Here is a 22,777-nt window from a genome sequence, read left to right on the forward strand (position 1 = left end):
CGGTCAGATCCTTTCAAAATATCGTCGGCGTTCCCAATCGGTCACTGCTTTGTCGTACGCTTCCTGCTCCGTTCGATAGAAGTGAAGGTAGTGCTCGGCCACTTCTTCGCCTAAAGCGCGCTTGGCGAATCCGCTCTTCTCGAAGAGATCGGTCGCTTCGCGGAGGGTGCGCGGAACGCGGGGGAGATGCTGCGCCGCGTAGACATCTCCCTCGAAGATCGGCGGCGGCTCGATCCGGTTCTCGATACCGTCGAGTCCGGAGGCCAGCGCGGCGGCGAAGGCGAGGTACGGATTGCAATCGGCGCCGGGGATCCGGCACTCGATCCGCAGGCTGTTCCCTTCCCCCACCACGCGGAAGCCGGCGGTCCGGTTATCGTAGCTCCAGGCCATCCGCGTCGGCGCCCAGGAGCCGGCCTGGTATCGTTTGTATGAATTGATGGTCGGCGCATAGAAGACCATCATCTCCGGGACATGGGCGATCCAGCCGCCGAGGAACCAGCGAAAGGTTTCGGAACAGGCGACCGGACCGAGGCGCTGTTTTCCGGGAAAGGCGGGGTGATTCTTCTGCCAGAGGCTCAAGTGGATGTGACAGCTCGATCCGGCCTGGTCGGCTGCGATCTTCGCCATGAAAGTGACGCTTAATCCCATCTGCTCGGCGATCTCCTTCAAGCATTGCTTGAAGATCACGTGGCGGTCGGCCATGGTGAGGATGTCGGCGTAGCGGACATTCAACTCATGTTGCCCCAGCCCCCACTCCCCTTTCGAGGTCTCCACCGGGATGCCGGAGTGTTTGAGGTGGCGGCGGGCCGCGCCGTTGAACCCCTCTTCGCGCGCCCCCTGCAGGGCATGATAATCTTCCAGATACCAGCCGGCCGGCTCTAGCCCGTTGTAGCCTTTGGCCGCGGCGTCGCGGTAAGAGTTTTTGTAGATATAATACTCGAGCTCCGAGGCGGCGATCGCCCGGTACCCCATCTTTGCAGCCCGGTCGATCTGTTTTCTCAAAATCGAACGGGGCGCCTGGACCACTGGACGATGGTTCTTCTCGTTCTCCACGTCGCAAATCAGGAGCGCCGTCTTCTCCAGCCAGCTCGCGACCCGCAGCGTGGCGAAGTCGGGAACGAGATGAAAGTCGCCATAGCCCTTCTCCCAATTGGCGAACCGGTATCCCGGCACCGGCTCCATCTCCATGTCGACCGTCAGGAGATAATCGCAGGCGTGGGTCCCCTTTTTGGCGGCGTCTTCCAAAAAGAAATCGGCGTCGAGCCGCTTTCCCATGAAGCGGCCGTAGTGATCGGTGAAGACGAGCAGGACCGTATCGATCTCCCCCGCGCTCACCCGCCGGGCGAGCTCATCCTGCGTCAACATGCCTGGAATTTTCGATGACATCGGAAGGCGCCTCCCTTTTTGGACGGAGTTCAGGTGTCGTTATAGAATATATTTATGATACCCGATTAAGGTGAGGGTGAAAAGAGGATTTTCCGTCGGGAGACAAGGAAAGCGTATTTTTGGAAGAATATTTTCAGCCCCGTTCCTTCGTTTAGGAAGGATCGGCTCGATACGATCATGCCTCTATTTCTGGGAAGATCAAACCGCCGTGGTCTGCGGCTCGATTTCGTGAGATTCGGATCTCTCACAGAAGGTCAATTCCGACTCTTTCAGGGGCGGCATCGGATAGACCCAATTCGGATCGGTTTTGGACTGAATCGGTTTTTCTTCCAAAGGCTCGGGCGACTTCACTGCGGTCAGAATGAACGCCCAAATAAAACTGAGAAACGCCGCGGCGATCATGATTGGAATTCCATACTCCAAAATTTCTTCAAACATGGCTTCCTCCTATTGCTCTAATGAAGATCCCTTTTCTTTGATTCGGGCCTGACGATTTCGGAGATCTCTGTCAATGGAGATCATCGATTGAACAAACAGGGCCAAGATCAAAAGCGAGCTGATGATAAACGCTCCAACTTGCCATGAACTCTGCATTGTCCCTCCGTTAAATAAAAAGCGCTCCCTACCCGTTCAGGTAAGGAGCGCCATTGCTCCTTGAAGAGCTTCATTGTCTTCTGTCCCCCGATAAGAGCAAAGGGTATGCCAGAATGACCGCCTCGCTCTTTTTCATCCGAGACGCACACCATTCATGGTTTTAGTATCAAGAATATTTATTTTTTATACGAGCATGGGATGCATAAAAATGTGGAGAAACTTTTTTCATCCAAACTCGCGATCTACATTTTTGTGGGGAATGCGACGAAAGGCGGGTGAATGGAATCGGCTGACGAATGGGCGAACAGAGGAAAAAGAGTCTCATTTCTCAGGAATCGGGTCTCCTCCCGAAATTTACTTCTTTGGTATACTAACCGATATCGTTGGCATCAACCAAAACAATCGACATCAGGTGAGTTCAATAACGATGTTCCCACGAATAAAAACATTCTTGTTCGTCGTGATGGTTTTCTTCTATGCTTCGCCCTCGCTCATGGCCCAATCGTCCGACCCTCTGCCGGAGCGGCTTCGGTCGGGCCAATCGTTTGTGCGTTTGCTGGCTTTGCAGGAGGTCGGCCGATTCGCGCTTTCAGAACAGGTGCACTACCTCCCTCTTCTGGTAGAAGCGCTCGAAGATAAAGACGCGGATGTTCAGCTCAATGCAGCGGTGCTCCTTGCGTCGTTGGGAAATGAAACCGAGTCGGCGGTACCTGTCATGGTTGCTTATCTTCGAGAGCCGGACAACGAAAGACGCGACGTCGTGATGACCTTGGTTTCCAATCTGCGTCGTACGGCGATCCCGGCCCTCATCGACGCTTTAAGAGACGAAGACCCGAACATTCGTCTTGGAGCCTGCCAGACGTTGGGAAAAATGGGAAAAGGAGCGGAAGAAGCGATCCCGACCCTGATCGATCTGCTCGATGAAGTGAGCCAGGATGTTCCTGATTGCGCCTCTGTCGCGTTGGGAAAGATCGGCAAGGTCGATGATCTTATCGAAATCATCCAAAGCGGAAGCGATCGGCAGAGAGAGTTGATTTCAAAAAACGCATTTTATCATTTACCCGAAGAGATTGATCCGACAGAAGCGCTGATCGAGCTCGTAAGAAGCGAAGAGAGTCACCCGAAAGCGCGCCTGTCCGCGGTGAATGCGCTTGGCTCCCGCGGCTCCAAATCGAAAAATGCCGTTTCTCCGCTCGTTGCCGCGATGGCTGATCAGGAGATCGGTTTTGCAGCGGCGAGCGCGCTCGGAAAGATCGGTCTCTCCGCATTGTCGAATACGATTGAAGCGCTCGGTTCAACCAATTTTATCGTTCGCTCGTGGGCGGCTTACGCGATCAAATCGATGGAGCAGCCCGCGGTTGAAGCCGTCCCCTCCCTCATCAAGCTCCTCGATGATCAGGAATTGATCGTCAGCTTGGATGCGAAGTCCGCCCTCGAAAGGATTGGAACATCGAAAGCGCTTGAAGCCGTAAGGCGATCCAGTATCAGCCTCCGATAAATCAGCATCCGCACAGAGACCCACTTGCCCTTTGTTACAGACCCTGCTTCCTTTACCTGCGGGGTCTGAAAATAGTATCATGGGAACATTGCTTAAAGGAGGAAGCCAATGGCGCTTAGCCGACGATCATTGCTCGGTTTGATAGGGACAGCCGCTGCCGCGCTGCTGGTGGGGTGCGAGCCGGGCGCCGGCCCCGGTTGGTGGCGGCGCCTTTGGGCTCGAAAGCCGGCGATTGTCTCCATCCCTCCCTGCATCGTGCGTCCCGAGCAGATGGAAGGGCCCTATTTTGTCGATGAGCGGCTCAACCGCTCCGACATTCGTACCGACCCCACGGACGGATCGGTCAAGGAAGGGGTTCCACTGCAACTCGCGATCCGGGTTCATGGCATTCGCGACAATGCCTGCGCGCCGATCGAAGGGGCCATGGTCGATGTTTGGCAATGCGACGCCGCCGGCGTCTATTCGGATGTTCGCGACGACTCCTTCGACACGCGGGGAAAGAAGTTCTTGCGCGGCTACCAGATGACCGACGCCGATGGGACGGCGCCGTTTCTGACGATTTATCCCGGTTGGTACCCCGGCAGGACGGTCCACATTCACTTTAAGATCCGCCTCAACCCATCGTCGATGTTCGGGTACGAATTTACCTCGCAGATTTATTTCGACGATGCCCTCACCGACGAGGTTTTCACCCAACCCCCCTACAGCAAAGGTCGGCGAACGACGAATCACCAGGACGGCATTTTTGAAAACGGCGGCGAAGAGCTGATGCTTCCGTTGACAAAACAGCCGGAGGGTGGATATGCGGGGACGTTCGATATCGGTCTTCAATTGACCTAGAAGCGGAGGGAGATTCTTCTTCGCCCGCCAACCTCTTCCGGAATAAACGGAGCGAGCCCCTTTTCTTAAAGCCGCCGGATCCCGTTATCCCCTCTTTTCTTTTTCGTTGCCTTCGTCCAAAGGTGGGACGCGGTACCAGCCGGTGAGCATCGACCGGAGGTTGTTGCCGAATCCGGTGAGGATCACCATCAAAAGGTGGAGGGCGGTATAAGCGATGAAGAGGATCGTCAAGTTAAAGTGAATCGACTGCGCTCTTTTACGTGTGCCGAAGAGGTCGTGCAGGATGGGAAAGACCGCTTCGCCCCGCGCGGAGCTGGCGAGGCCGGTCAGAAGAACCAACGGCCCCAAAATGAAAACGACCCCCGTGTAGGCGGTTTTTTGAAGGACGTTGTATCGGGTCGCTTCCTCTCCTTTCGGATGGCGAAAGAAGAGGGTGTCCCGGAGGGTCGATCCGATTTTCCGGAAGTCGCTCCAACCTGGAAAAAGATTTCTGAGAAGATGTCCGCTGGCGAGGCTGTAAGCGACATAGACCAGCCCGTTGAACGAGAAGATCCAGGCGAACAAGAAGTGGTGCCACCGGCCGAAGAGCCATTGACGGCCCGTGTAGATCTGAAAGCCGCTGATAACCAACATAAGAAGACAAAGCGCATTGATCCAATGGGTGAGCCGGATAAAAAAGGGATGGCGAAACACCTCGGGGGCGGGAGACAAACGCTCCGGACCGGCGGTCTTCGATCGAATCACCGGCGGTGAAAGGGGCTCTCCCGGACCGATCGCATCGGTTGGATCTTGATTTTTGTCATTGGCTTTCCCCATCGGAATACCTTCCCGGACCGAAGATATCACGACCGGTTCCTGCTGTCAAAAGGGAGCGTAAAAACAGGACCCCTCTATTTTGTCATCCCGGTTGGATCGGCTCCCCCCAATGCAAATCAGGAGGGAACCGGGTCGATCGCGGCTGTTCCATCGCCGGCTCCCATCCCCCGCCGAGCGCCTTGTAGAGCTGGACGATCGATACCAGATGAAGCCGGCGGGTGGCGGTCAGAGCCAGCTCCGCTTCGTAAAGATTGCGCTTGGCGGTGAGGACATCGAGATAATTGGAATGCCCGCTTTGATAGCGCAGATCGGCCAGATGAAGGGCCGACTGCAGCGCTGCAACCTGACTTTCCTCTGCCTTGTTTTGATCGCGCGCCGTACGAACCGCGACAAGCGCATCTTCAACCTCTCTAAAGGCGATGATCACCGTCTGCTCGTATAGCGCCAACACCTGTCTTGCTTGCGCCTCCGCCGCCTTCTGCTCGAACCCGAATGTCCGGGCGTTGAAAAGAGGAGCGAACAATCCAACACCGGCCGCGCCGAAGTTCCCCTCCTCCAGGCCGGAGAGTTGGGGACTTGCCACACCGAGGATTCCCGTCAAGCTGATCGTCGGGAAACGGGACGCCTTGGCCACTCCGATCCGGGCCGTTGCGGCGGCCAGGTCTTGTTCCGATCGGAGGATGTCGGGCCGGCGCTGAAGGAGTTCCGAAGGCAAACCGGCCGGCACCTCGGGGGGCATTCCCTGCTCGGTCAGCGATCGGCCTCTTCCGATTCGAGCCGGGTTTCTCCCCAGCAGGACGCTCAGCTCGTTCTCCTTCTGAATCATCGCCCGCTCCAGCTCGAACAGCCGGGCCGCGGCGTTCGCCCGCTCCGCTTCGAACTGATCGACATCCAACCGGGTGATCAGCCCTTGCCGCAATCGCGCTTCGGCGATCTCAACCGATTCCTCCCACGACTGAAGCGCTTCCTTTCCGATCTCCAACTGCATATCCAATTGACGAAGATCGAAGTAAGCTTGGGCGACGCTTGCCACCAGCTCCAAGACCACGGCCCGCCGATTTTCTTCCTCCGCCAAGAGTTGCGCCCGCGCCGCTTCGTTCGCTCTTCGGACCCGGCCCCAAATGTCGAGCTCCCACGACAGATTGGCCTGTCCATAATAACTGCTGGACGAGGGAACCCTGGGGATGTTGACCGCGTTTAACTTGCCGAACGGAAGATTGGCCGTGGCGTTCAGTTGGGGAGCGAATTCCATCCGCGCGCTCCCCAAGAAGGCCTGGAAGGCTTCGACCCTCGCGACGGCGAGTTGCAGGTTTTTGTTCTCATGCAACGCGATTCGAACCAGCTTCTGAAGTTCCTCGTCGCGAAGGAGCTCCCACCAGGGGAGGTTGGCGATCGATTGGGTCTCCTCGGTCTCGGCCATCCGGAAAGAGTCAGGAACCGGAACGTTGGGCCGGGTGTAATCGGGCCCCATGGCGCACGCGGTGATCAACAGCGATAGAATGATCAGGCTCATGAAGCGCATGTCAATGTCCTCCTACGGTCGGTTGGAGTGTGGCCGGCTCGGCATTCGCCGGTATCGGCGCGGCCGGCTTCCGGATGGAGAATCGGCTCGTGAACTTCTGGACCACCACAAAGAAGAGCGGGGTAAAGAAAATGGCGACGACCGATTCGGCCAACATCCCCCCGAAGACCCCGGTGCCGATCGAGTGGCGGCTGGCCGCCCCCGCCCCGTTCGCGATGACGAGCGGTAAAATCCCCAGGATAAACGCCATCGAGGTCATGATGATCGGCCGGAACCGAAGGCGCGATCCCTCCACCGCCGCCTGGATTAGCGGCACCCCTTCCTTATAGCGTTGATGGACGAACTCCGTGATCAAGATCGCGTTCTTCGCCGAGAGGCCGATGAGGGTCACCAGCCCGATCTGAAAGTAAATGTCGTTGGTCAGCCCGCGCAGCCAGACGGCCGCTAAGGCGCCGAAGATCCCGAAAGGAACGGCGAGATTGACGACAAAGGGGATCGACCAGCTTTCATACTGGGCCGCCAGGACCAAAAAGACCATCAACAGACCAATCCCGAAGACCAGAAGCGATTGGCTGCTCCCCTTTCGCTCCTGATAGGAGATTCCGCTCCAATCGAGTTGGTAACCTTTCGGCTCCAAGACCTCTTTTGCCAAACGATCCAGCGCGTCGAGTGTCTGGCCCGAGCTGTAACCGGGCGCCGCCGATCCGAGCAACAGGGCCGAGTTGAGGCCGTTGAAGTGGGTGACCGGATCGGGGCCGCTGGTAAATTCGGTCGTGATCACGGCGCTCAGCGGGATCATCTTTCCGTTCTGCGCGCGGACGTAGAGATTCGCGATATCGTCGGGGCTGGAGCGGTACTCCGGGTCCGCTTCGGTCTGCACCCGATAGACCCTCCCCGATTTGATGAAGTCGTTGATGTAGAAATTGCCGAAGTAAGCCTGCATCGTATCGAAGATATCGGAGATCGACACCCCGAGCGCCTTCGCCCGCTCCCGGTCGACCTTGGCGTAAAGCCGGGGGGCGCTGACGCGGAAGTTGGTCCCGATCCCTCCGATCGCCGGCTCTTGACGCGCCTTGGCGATGAATTCCTGCGTCGCATCGGAGAAGGCCCTGAAATCTCCCCCGAGCGGGTCTTGCAGCTGCGCGGAGAACCCCCCCGTGGCGCCGAGACCCCGAATCGGAGGGGGATTGAAGGCGAGGACCAGCGCTTCGGGGATTTTTGAAAATTCCCCGAACGCGGCGCCGATGATCGACTTGACATGATCCTGCGGATCGGTCCGCTCGTCCCAATCTTTCAACGGCAGAAAGATCGTCGCCGCGTTCGATCCCCTGGTGCTGAAGACGAAATTCTGCCCGGAGAGGACATTGGTATGTCTGATTCTCGGATCAGAGTGGAAATAGTCCTCCAGCCGCTCCAACACCTCGTCGGTCCGCTGTTTGGAAGCGCCGTCGGGAAGCTGGACCATCCCGATAAAGTAGCCCTGGTCCTCTTCCGGCAGGAAGCCGCTCGGAATGAATTTGAACATGCCGATCGAGAGGAACAAGATGACGCCGAAGATCCCGACAAAGAGGAGCGACCGTTTCAACATTCCGGCGACCGCGGCGCTGTAGCCGTCGCGGATTCGATCGAAGAGCCGATTGAAGAGACGGAAGAATCGATTCGGCTCGCTGTGTCCCGGTTTGAGGATGAGCGCGCTGAGGGCCGGGCTGAGGGTGAGCGCCACCAACCCCGAGATCGTCACCGACATGGCGATCGTGATCGCAAACTGTTTGTAGAGCTCTCCGGTGATCCCGCCGAGGAAGGCGACCGGGATGAAGACCGAGCAGAGGACCAGGACGATCGCGATGACCGGACCGGTTACCTCCTCCATCGCCTTTTTCGCCGCCTCTCTCGGCCTAAGGCCGAGCGCCATATGCCGCTCGACATTTTCGACGACGACAATCGCGTCATCGACGACGATGCCGACCGCCAGGATCATTCCGAAGAGGGTCAGCGTGTTGATCGAGAAGCCGAGGGCGTACATTCCGGCGAAGGTCCCGATCAACGAGACCGGCACCGCCAGGGTCGGGATCAACGTCGCCCGCCAGCTCTGCAAGAAGAGGTAGACGACGAGGATCACCAAGATCATCGCTTCGATCAGGGTTTTCACGACCTCGTCGATCGAGACCTGGATGAAAGGGGTCGTATCGAAGGGGATCTCCCAGGTGACGCCGGTCGGGAAATTTTTCGACATCTCCCCCATCGCTTGACGGACTTGGCTGATGGAATCGAGGGCATTCGCTCCCGGAGAAAGGAAGGCGAGGATGAAGGTGGTCGGCTTCTTGTCCTTCCGCGATTCCAAGGCATAACTCTGGGCGCCGAGCTCGACGCGGGCCACATCCTTGAGCCGGACCATCGATCCGTCCGGGAGGGCCCGGATGATCAGCGCTTCGAAATCTTTCACCTCGGTGAGACGCCCCTGCGTGATCACGGGGAAGGTCAACAGGGTTCCTTTGAGCGCCGGCTCCCGTCCGATGGTGCCGGAGGGAAAGTCGCGGTTCTGCTCCCGAACGATGTTCACGATATCGGTCGGCGTGATTTGAAGCTGCGCCATCCGGTCCGGGTTGAGAATCAGCCGCATGCTGTAGTTCTGCTGCCCGAAGACGGTCGCGTCGCCGATTCCCGGCACACGCCGGATATTGTCGAGGATTTGGAGCGTGGCGTAGTTGGAAAGAAAAAGGGTGTCGTACCGTGGATCGTCGGAGCTTAAGGTGATCACCGCCAAAAGATCGGAGGAGAGTTTTTTGACCGTCACCCCCTGGCGGGTGACCTCCTGCGGGATCTGCGGCTCCGCAAGCTTTACCCGGTTTTGCGTCTGGACCTGCGCGATATCGATGTCGGTCCCGATCTCGAAGGTCACCTTGATCGTCATGTGGCCGTCGTTGGTGCTGGTCGATTCGAAATAGAGAAGGTTGTCGATCCCCGGCAGCTGCACTTCGATGGGACGGGCGACCGCGTTCGCCACCACCTCGGCGCTCGCCCCCGGATAGTCGGCGTCGATCTGCACCACCGGCGGGGTGATGTCGGGAAACTGAGCGATCGGAAGGGCCCGCATCGCCACGAGTCCGACGACCACGATGACGATGGAGAGGACCGACGCGAAGATCGGCCGATCGATAAAGAATCGCGGACTCATCGGACTTCCTCCTTCTTTGATTCGATTGATTGACCTGCGGAAGCCGTTTTCGCGGTGATCATCGGGACCGGGTTCACCGGCGCTCCCGGCATCACCCGGTGCAGTCCGTCGACCACCACCTGCTCTCCCGGCTGGAGCCCTTGCTCGATCAGCCACCGGCTGCCGATCCATCCGCTCGCCTGGACGCTCCGGATCTCGATCCGCTTTTCCTTTCCCACCACAAAGACGATCGGTCCCTTCGGCCCTTGCTGCACTGCCTGCTGCGGCAGGAGGATGGCGTCGGGCTTCGTATAACCCTTCACGCGGACTTTAATGAACTGCCCGGGGAGGAGGATTCGGTCGGGATTCGGGAAGACGAACCGTCCCTGCCGCGACCCGGTCTCGCTCCGATAGACGACATCGGCAAAATCCAATTTCCCTTCGTGGGAGTAGGTCGTGCCGTCAGTGAAGGAGATGACCCCGCGAAGCTGGTAGAGGTCGGTTCCCGCGATCTTCCTTTCTGCGATCTCTCTTCGCTTCTGTAAAAAGTAGCTTTCCGGCGCGTTCACCGTGACATAGATCGGATTCACCTGATGGATGACGGTGAGCAGATCGCTCTGCGCCGAGACGAGGCGGCCTTCATAGACCCGGGTCCGCTCGATCAGGCCGGAAATCGGGGCGGTGATCAGGGTGTTGTCGAGATCGAACTTCGCCTTCACCCACTCCCCTTTCGCCCCTTCCAAAATCGCTTCCGCCGCCAGCTCTTCGGCGACCGCGTCATCGAAATCCTTTCGGCTGACCGCCTGCTCTTCCAAAAGGGGGCGGATACGGTCCATATTCTGACTCGCCTGCCTCCGCCGCGCCTCGGCTTGGGCCACCCGCGCGTTTGCGCTGGAGAAGGCGGCCTGAAATGGAATCGGATCGATCTGATAGAGCCGATCCCCCTTCTTGACTTCGCGGCCCTCCGGGAAGAATCGCTCCTTCACGATGCCGGTCACCTGAGATCGGATTTCGACCGGCCGGGAAGACTCCGCCTGTCCGATGAATTCCGGCTCATCGGGGATCGTCTCTGTCGAGACGGTCACCACCGACACTTCAGGGACGGGAGGAGGCGCCGCGGAGGTCGCCTCATTGCCGCAGCCTTGCAGCCCCACCGCCAGGAAGACGAGGAGGGTGAACAGGCGCATCCCCGTCCGCGAATCGACACCCCCTTTTGTTTCTTTTCTCTTGATCTGTTTCCGTCTCCAAAGTAGGTTCATTTTGTTCCTCCCCCTTCTTTATATCTTTCTCTTCCGTTCTTCGACGGAGGAGATAATTTTTTCAATGACACACCGGTTCATACAACCGTTCGCCACGAGTTCAACGCCGCTCCGGTACATCTCCATCAGGAGCGCTTTTCCCTCATCATCGATAAACGTCACCGAGGCGAGATTGACCTGGACGCTGTTCGGCGACTGGGCCGCGGCGGCTTGCCAACAGAGCGCTAACTCGTTCACCCACGGTCCGGCCAGCTTTCCTTCGAGGGTGATCCCCGTTCGGCCGGGGTCTGTTTCTGTCGTGATCTTCAACATGGTGCATCGACTCCTTGTCCAACTTGTTGCCTCCAACAGAGAGCAATCTCTATTCCAAAAGAGGCTTGCGATGGGGCAAGGAGTTAAAGCCCGATAAACAAAGAGAAATAGAATTAATTCGGAAAAGCTGTATGGAGGATTCGGGGGAAGGTGCCGATGATGGCGTGCCGATATATCGGCAGGTGCCGAAGGGTCGGCGTTATGAAGGGCGGGTAATGCCGAGCCTTTGAATCTTTGATTGCAGGGTCGTCCGCTTCATGCCGAGGCGGGCCGCGGCGCCGGAGGGCCCGCCGATGACCCAATTGGTTTCTTGGAGAACATGGAGGATATGTTTGCGCTCCGCCGCTTCCAGTGTGGCGTTTCCATCAGACGAAGCCGCCGCGGACCCCTTCATCTCTCCGAGAGGAACACGCAGCTCGGTTCCCTGGGAGAGGATGACGGAGCGCTCGATCAGGTTTTCGAGCTCACGGATGTTCCCGGGCCAGGAGTACTTCGAGAGGGCCGCGATCGCCTCTGCGGGAATCGTCTCGATTGGTTTATTCATCTGCCGTGCATATTTTTGGGCGAAATAACGGATGAGCAAAGGGATATCCTCGGTGCGCTCCCGCAGCGAAGGGAGGGTGACCGGAAAGACGTTGAGACGGTAGTAAAGGTCGCCCCGGAAATGTTTCTCGGCGACCATTTGAGCAAGATCCTGGTTTGTCGCCGTGATCAGGCGGACGTTCACTTTAATCGTTCGGTTGCTCCCGAGCCGCTCGAATTCTTGTTCCTGAAGCACTCGGAGTAATTTGGACTGCAGCTCTAAAGAGATGTCCCCAATCTCGTCCAGGAACAACGTTCCCTGATGGGCCAACTCGAACCGGCCGATCTTTTGCGCGATCGCGCCGGTGAAGGCGCCCCGCTCATGGCCGAACAACTCACTCTCCAACAACCCGGTGGGAATCGCGGCACAGTTCATCTTCACGAATGTCCGCTCGTGTCGTCCGCTGAGATTGTGGATCGCCCGTGCGATAAGCTCCTTGCCGGTGCCGGTTTCCCCCTGAATCAGCACCGTGGAATCGGTCGGCGCCACGGTCTCCACCTGCTGGAGGATTCGCTTCAGCACCGCACTCTCACCGACGATCTCTTCGAAGTTGTGTCCGGTGGCGCGGATCTCTTCTTCAAGGTAAAGCTTCTCTTTGGCCAATTTGTTTTTAAGCGCTTCAATCTGCTGATAGGCGAGGGCGTTCTCGACGGCGATCGCGATCTGGCTTCCGACTTGTGTGAGAAGCTCCGCATCCTGTTCGGTGAAGGCATCGTCATGCAGGCTTGCAATGTCAAGCGTTCCCAGCACCCGGTTATGCGAGATGAGAGGAATACTGCAACCTGATTTCAATCCTTCCGCGGCGGCGCTTTTGATCACTTCTTCCGGAAACTGAGCGAGATCGAGATGGCGCACGAGGACGGTTTGGCGCGAGGTGAATGCGCGCCCGGTCGGTGTCCCCTCGATCGGGATGGGAAGGCCGATTCCGAAGAACTCCTGATTCTTTGGAAAGTCGAGCGCATGAGAGAGCAACTGGCGACTCTCGGGGTCATAAAGCGAGATGCCGGCGAAGTCGTGCGGGATGACTTGGCGCAGGCCGGCGGAGATGGCTTTCAGGAGATCCCGCAAATTAAGGTGGGAAACCACCGCGTTGTTGATCTCCAAAAGTAAACGCTGCCGGTCGCGTTCATGCGTCAGCTGCTTCTGATACGACTGGGCGTTTTGGAAGTTCAGCGCATTCTCGACGGCGAGCGCAACCTGTTTGCCGACCTGCTTCAAGAATTCAAGATCGCAGCCGTCGTAAGCGGCCTTCTTCAAGCTCGAAAAAATGATCGCACCCAATCGGCCTACCGGTGTCGTCAGCGGCACAACGCAGAATGAGTTGATCCCGTCCTCCTTCATTCTTCGGATCGTTTCGGGCCAGCGGTGTTCCTCATTCACATCGTGAACGATCAGCGCATCCTGTTGTTGCCACACGAACCCGGCCGGGGAGTTTTCAAGGGATGATTCGTGACCGCCGATGATCTCCGCCGGAACGTTTGCCTGGAGGGTATGAAGGCGAACCGTGTTGCGTTCGGCATTGTATAAGGAGAGGCCGACGAAATGAACGGAAACGACTTGTGGAAGGCGTTTGGCGAGATCTCGAAAGAGTTCATGAAGATCCCGATGGAGGGCGATCGCCTCCGTAACTTCCAGCAGGGAGCGATACCGCTCGACCTGCTGATCCGGGGTCTGCTCTGATGCGTTGTTCATAAGGGAAGGATCAATCCTTTTGACCGGTTTATACTATAGGCCATGTTCTTTACAAAATCAATTTCATCTTCCTTTGAGGGACCTCCTGAAACAAAACCGGCCAAGGAGGCGCAACCCCCTTGGCCGGTGGATTTTCGAAATGTAGACGAATCTCAGCGCGGGCCGAACCGGCGTGAATCGATTTGTCCGCGGATTTCACCGGGAGGATGTTTGAGGGAGTGCACGTTGACGTACGTGGCTCCGCTGAGGATGGCGTTTACGAACTCTTCGAACTCGCCGGCGGCGATCCCCTGCCCGGCCGGACCGATGACGTCCGCAGCGGTGAACGATCCCTCCAAGGTCCCGCTCAGCGGGCAGATGGGAAGACCGGCGGGAACCGAGGGCGGCGGTGGAGAGGGGCTGTCGGGATCGCCGCAGAACCAGACGGAGATCCCTCCGTTGGTATGTTGCTGTCCGAAGTGGATATGGGCCATGAAGATTTCCCCTTCTGTGTTGTCATAACTCAACGACCAGCTGATTTCAGTCCGATCCGCATTGACGGTTGCCCTGAATTGACCACTCCCCGTGGTCGACACCGAAGGCACCTCGGGCAGCCCCCCTAATCGGGCGGAGAGTCCGATCGGCCTGGGCGGTCGAGCGGGCGGCGGTCCATCGTCATTGTCTTCGTGCGAAAAAGCGGGTGCGGTTTGAAGCAGGATGAGCGCGGCACCTATTAGGAGGTATGTTAGAGATTTTTTCATCTTCGTTCCCCCTCTGTTTGGTTAGACGGTTGATGGTTTGTCTTCCTGGATCGATCTTGCCGAATCAGACCGAAATCGGATGGTCGGTCAATTATTGAGGGTAGTTGAAATTACTTTCAAAGGTCAAGGTTTATTTATCAAGAAGATGCAGGTGACATGAGAAAGGTGTGTGATGGAGAACCATTGTGGAAGGTATTTTCTATGATTCCTTGCTAAAGGAGCAAGAAAAGCGACGTTTTATGATTTTAAAAAGAGTGAAATAGGATTTATTTATTGTAAATATCTTTGCGATGTCCCACTCGGACTATTTCGATTACAAGGTCTGAGCGGAGTATGGTATAAATGACCCGGTAGTCCCCGATCCGAATACGATAGGTATGTTCTGACCCGACTAGTTTGCGAACGCCGTCGGGATACGGTGTTTCGGATAATTTTTCTACTGTTTTGATGATTCTTGAAATAGTATCTTTGGAAAGCCTTTTTAATTCTTTTACGGCGGAGCTTTTCCAGCGGATACTAAATAAGGCCATCTCGTTTCAGCTCTGTGATTAATTCCTCATGTGGGACGGTCGGCTCTTCGCGGCGCTCTGCAACAGCAGCAAGGTCTTCAATATCTTCAATGAGCTCCTCAAATTCTTCTATGGGTAAGATAACCGCCTTTTTCTCACCACCTTTATCAGTAACGTATTGAAGCTTAAGTCGTTTTAAATCCAGCATATCGATATTCCTTCCTATTTTTTGAAAAGATCACCCTTGAATTATATCAGAGTGTTTAGAAGGTTTAAATCAATTCTACTACTCCTCTAAAAAGCGACCACCGACCCCATTACCGACCGATCCTTCGCCCAGCCCCCGAGGAGGTAGATCGTTCCATCAATGACGGCGATTCCCATCGCGGCCCTCGCCTCCGGCATTGGCGGAAGCTCCGACCATTTCTTTGAAGGCGGATCAAAGATTGCCCCGTGGGTGCCGATCCCCTCGTCTCCGCGGAAGCCGCCGAAGATGTAGAGCCGGTCATTTACCACGCAGGCTCCCTGCCCTGCCGAACCCCAGGGAAGCCTTAGCGCGCTGACCGTCCAGTTCCCTTGCTTGGGATCGAAGGTCTCGATCCGGTCGTATTCGTTGAACCCCTGCGGGGTAAATGCGACCCCGCCTAAGACCGAGAGTTGTCCGTTCATGACGATGGCGGAAGCGGCAAAGCGCGGCGTCGGCATCGGGGCGATCTCTTCCCATCCTTTCATTTCGGGTGACCAGCGCTCTGAGAACGAAAAAGCCGGATCGGTCTGCGGGCCTCCTTCGGTGGCGTTCGGGTGATGGCCGCCGATGATGTAGATTTTTCCGTCGAGGATGTCGAAAGCGGGATAATCGTGCGGTTGGAGAAGGTCGGGGCCGGTTTCCCATCGATCTTCCTTCGGGAAGTAGGCTTCGACCGTGGTGAGAAATTTGAATTTTCCGTCGGGCTTTTTGAACCCGCCGCCGATCACATAAATCGCATCGCCGATCGTCGCCGCCATCGCGCCGGAACGGAGGGTCGGCATCGGCCGAAGCGAGGACCACCGGTTGGTTTTGGGATCGTAGACTTCAGAGAGGTTGAGGCTTTTGAAAGCGGGACCGCCGCCGCCGAAAGAGTAGATCTTGCCGCCGTGAACTGCGACCGCGGGATGGGATCGCGGGGCGCTCAGCGGCGCTTTCACTGACCATTCGCCCGGTTTTGTTCCCATGACTCCCCGCTCTATATTTTCCCGGTGATGTAGGTTGCCGCTTGCTCGAACTTGTCATAGGGGCTGGCGTTGGTGGAGACGCGGTTGAATTTTTCGCCGACGGCCCGCTCGCGCGCCGTCGGCTGGGCGAGATAGGTGGAGGGGTGGAAATAATCGAGCTGCATGCCGCGTTGAACGGCGGCGCGGAAGTTTTTCTCGATCCGCTCGAAGTTGATCCGATACGGCGAGACGATCCGGTACGACCACTCCATCCCGAAGCAGGGCATCCCGACGTGCGCGGTCAGAATGTTGGCGCCGAAGGCCGACTTCAATGTGTTGTAGATCGTTCCATACGATTGGGGGAAAAGATCGAAGTTGTCGGTGTGAACGCCGACCATTCCTCCTTCCGTCAGGCGCGAGGCGAGGAGCTGGTAGAACTCTTTCGTGTAGAGCATCTTAGATGGGCCGTGCGGTTCGGTGAGATCGACAATGATCACGTCGTAACGGTTTTTTTCTTCCTGCAAGTCCTTCAGCGCATCGACGCAGCGAAGGTCGAGTCGTTTGTCATTGAAGGCGCCGCGCGAGATCTCCGGAAGATATTCCTTCGATTTGTCGATGACGACCTGATCGATCTCCGCCATCACGATCCGCTCGATGCCGGGATGTTTCGCCGCCTCTTCGATTGCGCCGCCGTCCCCGCCGCCGATGATGTAAATGCTCTTGGGATTCTCGCAGGCGAGGAGCGGTCCTTGAACGAGGTATTGATGGTAGCGCTCTTCGTCGAGGTAAGAGACCTGGATCTTGCCGTCGAGGAACATGATCCGGCCGAAGGTGTCGGTCTCATACACCTCGATCTCCTGCAAGCCGGTGCTTCCTTTGTAGAGGACGCGCGACGGAACGTAGACATGGCCGAAATCGGAGGTGACGAATTCGGTTTGGCCTTGTTTGGATTTTGAGATGCTCGGGGGAAGTGCGATCGGTTCGGTCATCTTTCCTCTAAGTGGTGATCGCCCCTTCCGCCGCCGACGAGACGTGGCGCGCATACTTCGCCATGACGCCGCTCTTGTAGCGGGGCTTCGGTGCTTTCCAGTTTTTTAGGCGGATTTTGATCTCTTTTTGCGAAAGGGCGACGCTCAGCTCGCGCGCCTTGATGTCGAAGGTAATGATGTCTCCGTTCTTCAGCGCGGCGATCGGTCCGCCGACCGCCGCTTCCGGAGCGACATGTCCCGCCATCAGGCCGCGGGTCGCGCCGGAGAAGCGCCCGTCGGTCAGCAACGTGACCGAGTCGCCGAGCCCCGCCCCCATCAGGGCCGCTGTGACGCCGAGCATCTCCCGCATTCCCGGCCCCCCCTTCGGTCCCTCGTAGCGGATGACAATGACATCCCCCGCTTTGATTTTTCCTTTTTGGACGGCGGCGAAGGCGTCTTCCTCGCAATCGAAAACACGCGCCGGACCGCTGTGGAGCATCCGCTCGTGTCCGGCCACCTTCACGACGCAGCCCTCCGGAGCGAGATTTCCCTTGAGGATCACCAGCCCGCCGCTTTTTTTGATCGGATCTGTCAGAGGGCGGACGACCATCTGTCCCGGCGTTTCCTGCGCCGACATCGCCTCCTCCCCGATCGTTTTCCCGCTGACGGTTTTCTGATTTCCATGTAGCAGCTTTGCATCAAGCAGTCTCTTGGCGAGGAGACGGTTTCCCCCGGCGCGGTGCATGTCGGTGGCGACGTACTTTCCCCCCGGCTTCAGATCGCACAGCAGCGGGGTCTTGGAACTCAACTTGTCGAAGTCGTCGATGTCGAGCTTGATGCCCATCTCCCGCGCGATCGCGAGAAAATGGAGGACAGCGTTCGTCGAGCCGCCGCTCGCGGCGACCGAGACGATGGCGTTTTCGATCGATTTGCGGGTGATGATCTGACTCGGCAGAATATTGTTCTTTAGGATTTCAACTATTTGGCGTCCGACTTCGAAGGCGACCCGGTCTTTCTCGGAATCTTCCGCCGGCACGCCGGCGGTTCCCATCAAGGAGATGCCGAGGACCTCCATCGCCAAGGCCATGGTGTTGGCGGTGAACTGTCCGCCACAGGCGCCGGCCCCGGGACAGGCGTGTTCTTCCAGATCGGCCATCTGAAGCTCGGTCAGCTTCCCCTTCGCGAAGGCGCCGATCCCCTCGAAAACATCTTGAATCGTGACGTCGCGTCCTTCGAATCGTCCGGGGGCGATCGATCCGCCGTAGAGCATCACCGAGGGGAGATCCAATCGTGCGAGCGCCATGACGGTACCGGGAATCGTTTTGTCGCAGCCGGAAAGAGCGACGACGGCGTCGAAGAGGTAACCGCGGGCGCAGAGTTCGATCGAATCGGCGATCACCTCCCGGCTGATCAGCGACGTTTTCATCGCTTCCGTTCCCATGCTGATTCCGTCGGAGATCGCGATAGTGTTGTATTCCATCGGCGTTCCGCCGGCGGTCCGAATCCCCTCTTTCACCTTCGCCGAAAGACGCCGGAGGTGAAAGTTGCAAGGCATCGCTTCGATCCAGGTGTTGGCAACTCCGATAATCGGCTTGCGCAGATCTTCGTCGGTAAAACCGATCGATTTAAAGTAAGACCGCGCCGCGGCCCGGTCGGGACCGTCGGTGATGATGTGGCTTTTGTGTTTTAACTTGGAGGGCATGATCTGGAATCCTTCATTCTATGTTTCAAAGACGAGGGCGAACAGATCGGATTGCCTTTACGCAAAACGGCCTGTTCGCCCTTGGACAAAAGAGGTTACGATGCAAAATGGGAAGCGCGATACTTCGCGATGTTGTCCCGGGAATTGGTGCAGCCGATTTCGATCTTCTCACGGGCGGCGCCGATGAAGATGGTGCTCGAAAAATCGCTCTCGCCGTAGGGAGAAACCGAGTAATCGCCGAGGACATAGACCGGGACCTTTTTCTCGGAGAGAAGCGGATAATACGCTTCTTCGACCGCGAGGAACTCGAACCCCTCCGGACCGATCCCCCAAGGGGACATTTTCCGGATGTCGATCGGCGACTGGTCTTTGTAGGCGGCGCCCAATCCTTCTTCATAATCTTTCGGGAGGAGCTCTTTGATATAAAACCCTTTAGGGCGGGGCGCGGCGCCGTCGCGCATTTTGACCTTCGGCCGGTAGAAGTCGAAGCGTAACGGATCGGGCGGCGACGGATAAAAGTCGACGAAACGGGATTTATCGAGGTGATGTTTGCCCGTGAGGTACGTCGCGAAGATGTGTCCCGTCAAAAAAGGGTCGGCTTGGCCTTGGCCGTTGTCGCCGAATCCGTAGAAAAGACGGCTTTTGCTCGTCAACCCCTTCAGTTTCGGTTCGATCGCCTTGAAGGCTTCGTCCGGGATGGCGTCCTTGGCGAACTGTTTCTTGATAAAATCATTGAGTTCCCGCCACTTTTCAAGCTGCTTTTCCGGGCTGGTATAAACACTTGTTATGCTCATCGAATCGCCTCACTCCCTGGGTGCCCCCTCTCAGAGAGGGGAAGTTGGATTTACATGATGAAGAATCGCTAGATAATGTACGATTTATGTCCAAAAAGTCAAGATGAATTCAACGTTTTCTCTTTGGAAGGTCGATTGATTTTCCTGGAACGAGCGAATCCTTTCCGCGCCGGCTGACTGAGAGATCGATGTGGATTTCTCCCGATGGTTTTGCTACATTTCGGCGGAGCAGATCGGGTTGACTCATTAGGAGGGGCAAGATGGGACTGGAAGTGCAATGCGCGGTTGTCTTTTCGGGGCGATCTTCCAAGGGCAAAGCCTTGTTGGAGACCGACACCCTCCTCTTTCGAGGCGATTTCCGCCTGGAGATTTCTTTCAAGACCATTCAGTCCCTCGTGGTGGAAGATCGGGTGTTGAAGGTGACAATCCCAGAGGGGGTCGCCCTTTTTCAATTGGGTCTACAGGCGGAAAAATGGGCGGAGAAGATCCGGAACCCGAAGGGGCTGATCGACAAGCTGGGGGTCAAGACCGACTCTATTGTCTCGGTTTTGAAAGTTCAAGAGGAGTCTTTTCGGAAAGAATTGCAGGATCGGGCAAAGGAGATCTCGGAGGATAAGGCGAAGAAAGGGTCGGATTTGGTTTTTCTGGGTGTCGAGACTTTATCCGATTTAAAGAAATTAAAAACCTTGGTAAAGGCAATTAAGAGAGAAGGAGCCATCTGGACGATCTCGCCGAAAGGCAAAACAGGGATCAAGGAGAGCGAGATCTTGTCCGCGGCAAAAGAGGCCGGATTGGTCGCCGTCAAAGTGGCTCGTTTCTCCGAAACCCATACCGCCAACAAGTTCGTCATTCCAGTGGCCCGCCGTTAACTTCAAGATCAGGAGATCATGGAATGGTCCGGTGTAGTTGGGCGGGAGCTCTCCCGCCCATGGTTGAATATCACGATAAAGAATGGGGTGTGCCGCTGCACGACGACCGCCGGCTCTTTGAATTTTTGATCCTGGAGGGAGCGCAGGCCGGATTGAGCTGGCGGACGATTTTGGAGAAACGGGAGAATTACCGGAAGGCATTCGATGACTTCGATCCGGTGAAGGTGGCCCGGTACACCGATGCGAAGATCCGGCGTCTGCTGGACGATCCGGGAATCGTTCGAAATCGTCTGAAGATCAACGCCGCCATCCTCAACGGGCAGAAATACCTCGAAGTTCGGAAAGAGTTCGGATCGCTTGATCGCTACCTCTGGGGTTTTGTCGACGGCCGCCCGATCCGAAATTCCTTTAAGACATTCAGGGAGGTTCCTTGCCGGTCGGATGTTTCCGACCGGATGAGCCGTGATCTTGCGAAGCGAGGCTTCAAGTTTGTTGGGACGAAGATTTGTTATTCCTTCATGCAGGCGGTCGGGATGGTGAACGATCACACGATCGACTGCTTTCGATATCAATCGGGTGAGTGATTGCGACGCTTGGAGCAATCGCGTATCATGAATCCGGAAACAGATTCGTTGAGGACTGAATGAAGTTTCTGATGTTTGCCGCCTCTCTTCGGAAAGAGTCAATGAACCGAAAATTGATCGGCCTGGCGGCCGGGATCGTCCGAGGGGCGGGCCATGTTGTCGATCCGGCCGATTTTCATGAGTTCGATATGCCGCTCTACAACGGCGATCTTCAAGCCCAATCGGGGCTGCCTCCCGGCGCGTTGGAAATGGTCCGGCGGATTGAGGGAGCGGATGGGTTGATTATTGCCTCGCCTGAATATAATTACTCTCTCCCCGGCACATTGAAGAACGCAATCGATTGGGTCTCGCGCGCCAAGCCGATGCCGCTTCGCGGGAAGAGCGGCCTTCTTTTGTCCGCCGCCACCTCCGTTGTCGGCGGGATTCGAGGCCTCTGGCAACTCCGGATTCCGTTGGAAGGTTTGGGAGTCTTTCTCTACCCGGATATGTTTGCGCTGGCGGCGGCCGACAAGGCGTTCGCGGAAGATGGGACGTTGAAAGATCCGACCCTCTCCTCCCGGCTTCAGACGATCATGGCCGGTTATCTTAAGGCGGCTGAAGCACTCGCCAAACGTTAGCCGCCTGGACTACCCGTCGATGATCTTTTTCCGTAGGATGATGATTTCCAGCGCCATCGCCGTTTTGGCGACGAGGCTTTTGATGGCGGGGATGTGAGGGATCATCCGTCTGGAGAAAAAGTTGTCGCCGTAGATCACGCAGACGACATGGCCTTGGATCAACATCGGGATGACGACGACCTGGGGAGGAACCTGGATATCGAGGGCCTCGATCAGCTTCTCCATACCGGAGGAGATCATCGGGCCATCGTAGAATGTTTTGTTTTTGATCACCTGCTTGAAGAGCGGGAGATCGTCGGTGGGGAGGCTCAGGTCGTGACCTTCTTCTTCCGGGATGCTCATCCAGAAGTTCAGCTTTCCCTTCTTAACGGAGAAACAGTAAACTCGCTCCAGAAAGAAGGAGAGATAGCGGATCAGGGACCGGATGACCTCGTCTTGATCTTGGATCAAAAGGAGATCTTTCTTGGCCAACTCCATGTAGAGCTCGATTTTCGACGCATCAAGATCTTCATTGCTTCGGTCGACGCGGCTTCCATTTTTGGATTGATCCTGCTCTCGGTGCAAAATGGAGAGAAACCGCATCTTGGCGTCGGCCTGGTAATACTTTTTCAGAAAATATTGAATTCGGATTTCGGAGGCGACATGAAACTGGAGCTCATACGGCTGGAAGATCGGAAGGGTGGCGATCTCGGGGGTATTGGTCGGATCGGCCACGGCGATCCGTAAGATATTTCCCTGCCGCCCGAACGGGATCATCTCATATTGAATCGCAAGCCCCTTGGGGACAAGCTGGATCACCTCTTTCGGGATTTGCGCGAGGACGACCTGAGGAACGATCGGGATTTGGAACTGCTCGCTCAGGAAATGGGTCAGCTCTTCTTCGGTCAGATATCCCAGCTCGATCAAGTTCGTTCCGAGGCGTCCCCCTTCCGTGACTTGCCGCTCCAGTACTTTCTCAAGCTGGTCTTCGGTGATCTTCTTGGCTGCAATCAGGTGTTCGCCCAGGAACCGGCTCATGGCGCCTTCCTTTATTTAACCTTTGTGTTTTTCTAAAAATTTATCACAAAGTGGGATCTTGTCAAATAAAGGAGGCATTTTTCTTTTCAAAATGCCGAACGAGAGGGTTTCCTGTCGTACGGAACGATTG

General features: G+C 56.7%; 20 protein-coding genes. 5 read left to right on the forward strand and 15 right to left on the reverse strand.

Annotated features, from left to right (window positions below; all coding sequences use genetic code 11):
* Window positions 1-3: 3 nt before the first annotated feature.
* On the reverse strand, window positions 4-1,386 hold the full coding sequence (locus tag MCM46_19145; protein ID MCG3113926.1) for a glutamine synthetase family protein: 1,383 nt from the start codon (window positions 1,384-1,386) through the stop codon (window positions 4-6).
* 198 nt (window positions 1,387-1,584) lie between these two features.
* Entirely contained in the window at window positions 1,585-1,824 is a 240-nt protein-coding gene (locus MCM46_19150) for a hypothetical protein (protein ID MCG3113927.1), read from the reverse strand.
* Window positions 1,825-2,407: 583 nt separating this feature from the next.
* Here MCM46_19150 and MCM46_19155 point away from each other — a divergent pair.
* Both MCM46_19155 and MCM46_19160 read left to right on the forward strand, forming a co-directional pair.
* Window positions 2,408-3,478, forward strand: a complete 1,071-nt coding sequence (locus MCM46_19155) for a HEAT repeat domain-containing protein (GenBank protein MCG3113928.1) — start codon at window positions 2,408-2,410, stop codon at window positions 3,476-3,478.
* 108 nt (window positions 3,479-3,586) lie between these two features.
* Window positions 3,587-4,318, forward strand: a complete 732-nt coding sequence (locus MCM46_19160) for an intradiol ring-cleavage dioxygenase (GenBank protein ID MCG3113929.1) — start codon at window positions 3,587-3,589, stop codon at window positions 4,316-4,318.
* 84 nt (window positions 4,319-4,402) lie between these two features.
* Here MCM46_19160 and MCM46_19165 read toward each other — a convergent pair whose 3' ends face one another.
* From MCM46_19165 to MCM46_19220, 12 genes are all read right to left on the reverse strand, one after another.
* Complete coding sequence (locus tag MCM46_19165) at window positions 4,403-5,134, reverse strand: cytochrome b/b6 domain-containing protein (protein MCG3113930.1); 732 nt, start codon at window positions 5,132-5,134, stop codon at window positions 4,403-4,405.
* An 82-nt stretch (window positions 5,135-5,216) separates the two neighbouring features.
* Window positions 5,217-6,656, reverse strand: a complete 1,440-nt coding sequence (locus MCM46_19170; protein MCG3113931.1) for an efflux transporter outer membrane subunit — start codon at window positions 6,654-6,656, stop codon at window positions 5,217-5,219.
* Between the two features lies 1 nt (window position 6,657).
* A complete protein-coding gene (locus tag MCM46_19175) occupies window positions 6,658-9,831 on the reverse strand; it encodes a multidrug efflux RND transporter permease subunit (GenBank protein ID MCG3113932.1) in 3,174 nt (1,057 codons plus the stop codon).
* Window positions 9,828-11,069 (reverse strand): efflux RND transporter periplasmic adaptor subunit, encoded by a 1,242-nt coding sequence (locus tag MCM46_19180; GenBank protein MCG3113933.1) that lies wholly within the window; start codon window positions 11,067-11,069, stop codon window positions 9,828-9,830. The genes MCM46_19175 and MCM46_19180 overlap by 4 nt, the downstream gene beginning before the upstream one ends.
* An 18-nt stretch (window positions 11,070-11,087) precedes the next feature.
* Window positions 11,088-11,381 (reverse strand): hypothetical protein, encoded by a 294-nt coding sequence (locus MCM46_19185; GenBank protein ID MCG3113934.1) that lies wholly within the window; start codon window positions 11,379-11,381, stop codon window positions 11,088-11,090.
* Between the two features lie 199 nt (window positions 11,382-11,580).
* Complete coding sequence (locus MCM46_19190) at window positions 11,581-13,656, reverse strand: sigma 54-interacting transcriptional regulator (GenBank protein ID MCG3113935.1); 2,076 nt, start codon at window positions 13,654-13,656, stop codon at window positions 11,581-11,583.
* A 152-nt stretch (window positions 13,657-13,808) separates the two neighbouring features.
* Window positions 13,809-14,396, reverse strand: coding sequence for a CHRD domain-containing protein (locus MCM46_19195; GenBank protein ID MCG3113936.1), 588 nt, complete (start codon window positions 14,394-14,396; stop codon window positions 13,809-13,811).
* 516 nt (window positions 14,397-14,912) lie between these two features.
* Window positions 14,913-15,113, reverse strand: coding sequence for a hypothetical protein (locus tag MCM46_19200; GenBank protein ID MCG3113937.1), 201 nt, complete (start codon window positions 15,111-15,113; stop codon window positions 14,913-14,915).
* Between the two features lie 86 nt (window positions 15,114-15,199).
* Window positions 15,200-16,117, reverse strand: a complete 918-nt coding sequence (locus tag MCM46_19205; GenBank protein MCG3113938.1) for a hypothetical protein — start codon at window positions 16,115-16,117, stop codon at window positions 15,200-15,202.
* Between the two features lie 11 nt (window positions 16,118-16,128).
* Window positions 16,129-17,085 (reverse strand): hypothetical protein, encoded by a 957-nt coding sequence (locus MCM46_19210; protein ID MCG3113939.1) that lies wholly within the window; start codon window positions 17,083-17,085, stop codon window positions 16,129-16,131.
* Window positions 17,086-17,092: 7 nt separating this feature from the next.
* Window positions 17,093-18,766: a dihydroxy-acid dehydratase gene (gene ilvD / locus MCM46_19215; protein MCG3113940.1), complete on the reverse strand. Its 1,674-nt coding sequence runs from the start codon at window positions 18,764-18,766 to the stop codon at window positions 17,093-17,095.
* Between the two features lie 95 nt (window positions 18,767-18,861).
* Window positions 18,862-19,560, reverse strand: coding sequence for a hypothetical protein (locus MCM46_19220; protein ID MCG3113941.1), 699 nt, complete (start codon window positions 19,558-19,560; stop codon window positions 18,862-18,864).
* A 260-nt stretch (window positions 19,561-19,820) separates the two neighbouring features.
* Here MCM46_19220 and MCM46_19225 point away from each other — a divergent pair, with 260 nt between their 5' ends.
* Genes MCM46_19225 through MCM46_19235 form a run of 3 tightly spaced genes read left to right on the forward strand, consistent with a single transcriptional unit; the run spans window position 19,821 to window position 21,630 of the window.
* Complete coding sequence (locus tag MCM46_19225) at window positions 19,821-20,429, forward strand: DUF3052 domain-containing protein (protein ID MCG3113942.1); 609 nt, start codon at window positions 19,821-19,823, stop codon at window positions 20,427-20,429.
* Window positions 20,430-20,488: 59 nt separating this feature from the next.
* Entirely contained in the window at window positions 20,489-21,013 is a 525-nt protein-coding gene (locus MCM46_19230; protein ID MCG3113943.1) for a DNA-3-methyladenine glycosylase I, read from the forward strand.
* Between the two features lie 59 nt (window positions 21,014-21,072).
* Window positions 21,073-21,630 carry an NAD(P)H-dependent oxidoreductase gene (locus MCM46_19235; protein ID MCG3113944.1) on the forward strand — a complete coding sequence of 186 codons (558 nt, stop codon included), beginning with the start codon at window positions 21,073-21,075 and terminating at the stop codon, window positions 21,628-21,630.
* A gap of 9 nt (window positions 21,631-21,639) precedes the next feature.
* On the opposite strand, the gene MCM46_19240 is transcribed toward MCM46_19235, so the two are convergent.
* A complete protein-coding gene (locus MCM46_19240; GenBank protein ID MCG3113945.1) occupies window positions 21,640-22,647 on the reverse strand; it encodes a hypothetical protein in 1,008 nt (335 codons plus the stop codon).
* Window positions 22,648-22,777: the final 130 nt, after the last annotated feature.

The organism is Candidatus Manganitrophus morganii (genome assembly GCA_021651055.1).
Lineage (GTDB): Bacteria > Nitrospirota > Nitrospiria > SBBL01 > Manganitrophaceae > Manganitrophus > Manganitrophus morganii.

What these genes read in the sequence shown, in the direction of transcription:
- MCM46_19145 (MCG3113926.1), bottom strand. Translation starts at nt 1,386, where the DNA reads ATGTCATCGAAAATTCCAGGCATGTTGACGCAGGATGAGCTCGCCCGG.
- MCM46_19230 (MCG3113943.1), top strand. Translation starts at nt 20,489, where the DNA reads ATGGTTGAATATCACGATAAAGAATGGGGTGTGCCGCTGCACGACGAC.
- MCM46_19160 (MCG3113929.1), top strand. Translation starts at nt 3,587, where the DNA reads ATGGCGCTTAGCCGACGATCATTGCTCGGTTTGATAGGGACAGCCGCT.
- ilvD (MCG3113940.1), bottom strand. Translation starts at nt 18,766, where the DNA reads ATGCCCTCCAAGTTAAAACACAAAAGCCACATCATCACCGACGGTCCC.
- MCM46_19155 (MCG3113928.1), top strand. Translation starts at nt 2,408, where the DNA reads ATGTTCCCACGAATAAAAACATTCTTGTTCGTCGTGATGGTTTTCTTC.
- MCM46_19240 (MCG3113945.1), bottom strand. Translation starts at nt 22,647, where the DNA reads ATGAGCCGGTTCCTGGGCGAACACCTGATTGCAGCCAAGAAGATCACC.
- MCM46_19210 (MCG3113939.1), bottom strand. Translation starts at nt 17,085, where the DNA reads ATGACCGAACCGATCGCACTTCCCCCGAGCATCTCAAAATCCAAACAA.
- MCM46_19150 (MCG3113927.1), bottom strand. Translation starts at nt 1,824, where the DNA reads ATGTTTGAAGAAATTTTGGAGTATGGAATTCCAATCATGATCGCCGCG.
- MCM46_19200 (MCG3113937.1), bottom strand. Translation starts at nt 15,113, where the DNA reads ATGCTGGATTTAAAACGACTTAAGCTTCAATACGTTACTGATAAAGGT.
- MCM46_19180 (MCG3113933.1), bottom strand. Translation starts at nt 11,069, where the DNA reads ATGAACCTACTTTGGAGACGGAAACAGATCAAGAGAAAAGAAACAAAA.
- MCM46_19165 (MCG3113930.1), bottom strand. Translation starts at nt 5,134, where the DNA reads ATGGGGAAAGCCAATGACAAAAATCAAGATCCAACCGATGCGATCGGT.
- MCM46_19220 (MCG3113941.1), bottom strand. Translation starts at nt 19,560, where the DNA reads ATGAGCATAACAAGTGTTTATACCAGCCCGGAAAAGCAGCTTGAAAAG.
- MCM46_19225 (MCG3113942.1), top strand. Translation starts at nt 19,821, where the DNA reads ATGGGACTGGAAGTGCAATGCGCGGTTGTCTTTTCGGGGCGATCTTCC.
- MCM46_19175 (MCG3113932.1), bottom strand. Translation starts at nt 9,831, where the DNA reads ATGAGTCCGCGATTCTTTATCGATCGGCCGATCTTCGCGTCGGTCCTC.
- MCM46_19205 (MCG3113938.1), bottom strand. Translation starts at nt 16,117, where the DNA reads ATGGGAACAAAACCGGGCGAATGGTCAGTGAAAGCGCCGCTGAGCGCC.
- MCM46_19195 (MCG3113936.1), bottom strand. Translation starts at nt 14,396, where the DNA reads ATGAAAAAATCTCTAACATACCTCCTAATAGGTGCCGCGCTCATCCTG.
- MCM46_19190 (MCG3113935.1), bottom strand. Translation starts at nt 13,656, where the DNA reads ATGAACAACGCATCAGAGCAGACCCCGGATCAGCAGGTCGAGCGGTAT.
- MCM46_19185 (MCG3113934.1), bottom strand. Translation starts at nt 11,381, where the DNA reads ATGTTGAAGATCACGACAGAAACAGACCCCGGCCGAACGGGGATCACC.
- MCM46_19170 (MCG3113931.1), bottom strand. Translation starts at nt 6,656, where the DNA reads ATGCGCTTCATGAGCCTGATCATTCTATCGCTGTTGATCACCGCGTGC.
- MCM46_19235 (MCG3113944.1), top strand. Translation starts at nt 21,073, where the DNA reads ATGAAGTTTCTGATGTTTGCCGCCTCTCTTCGGAAAGAGTCAATGAAC.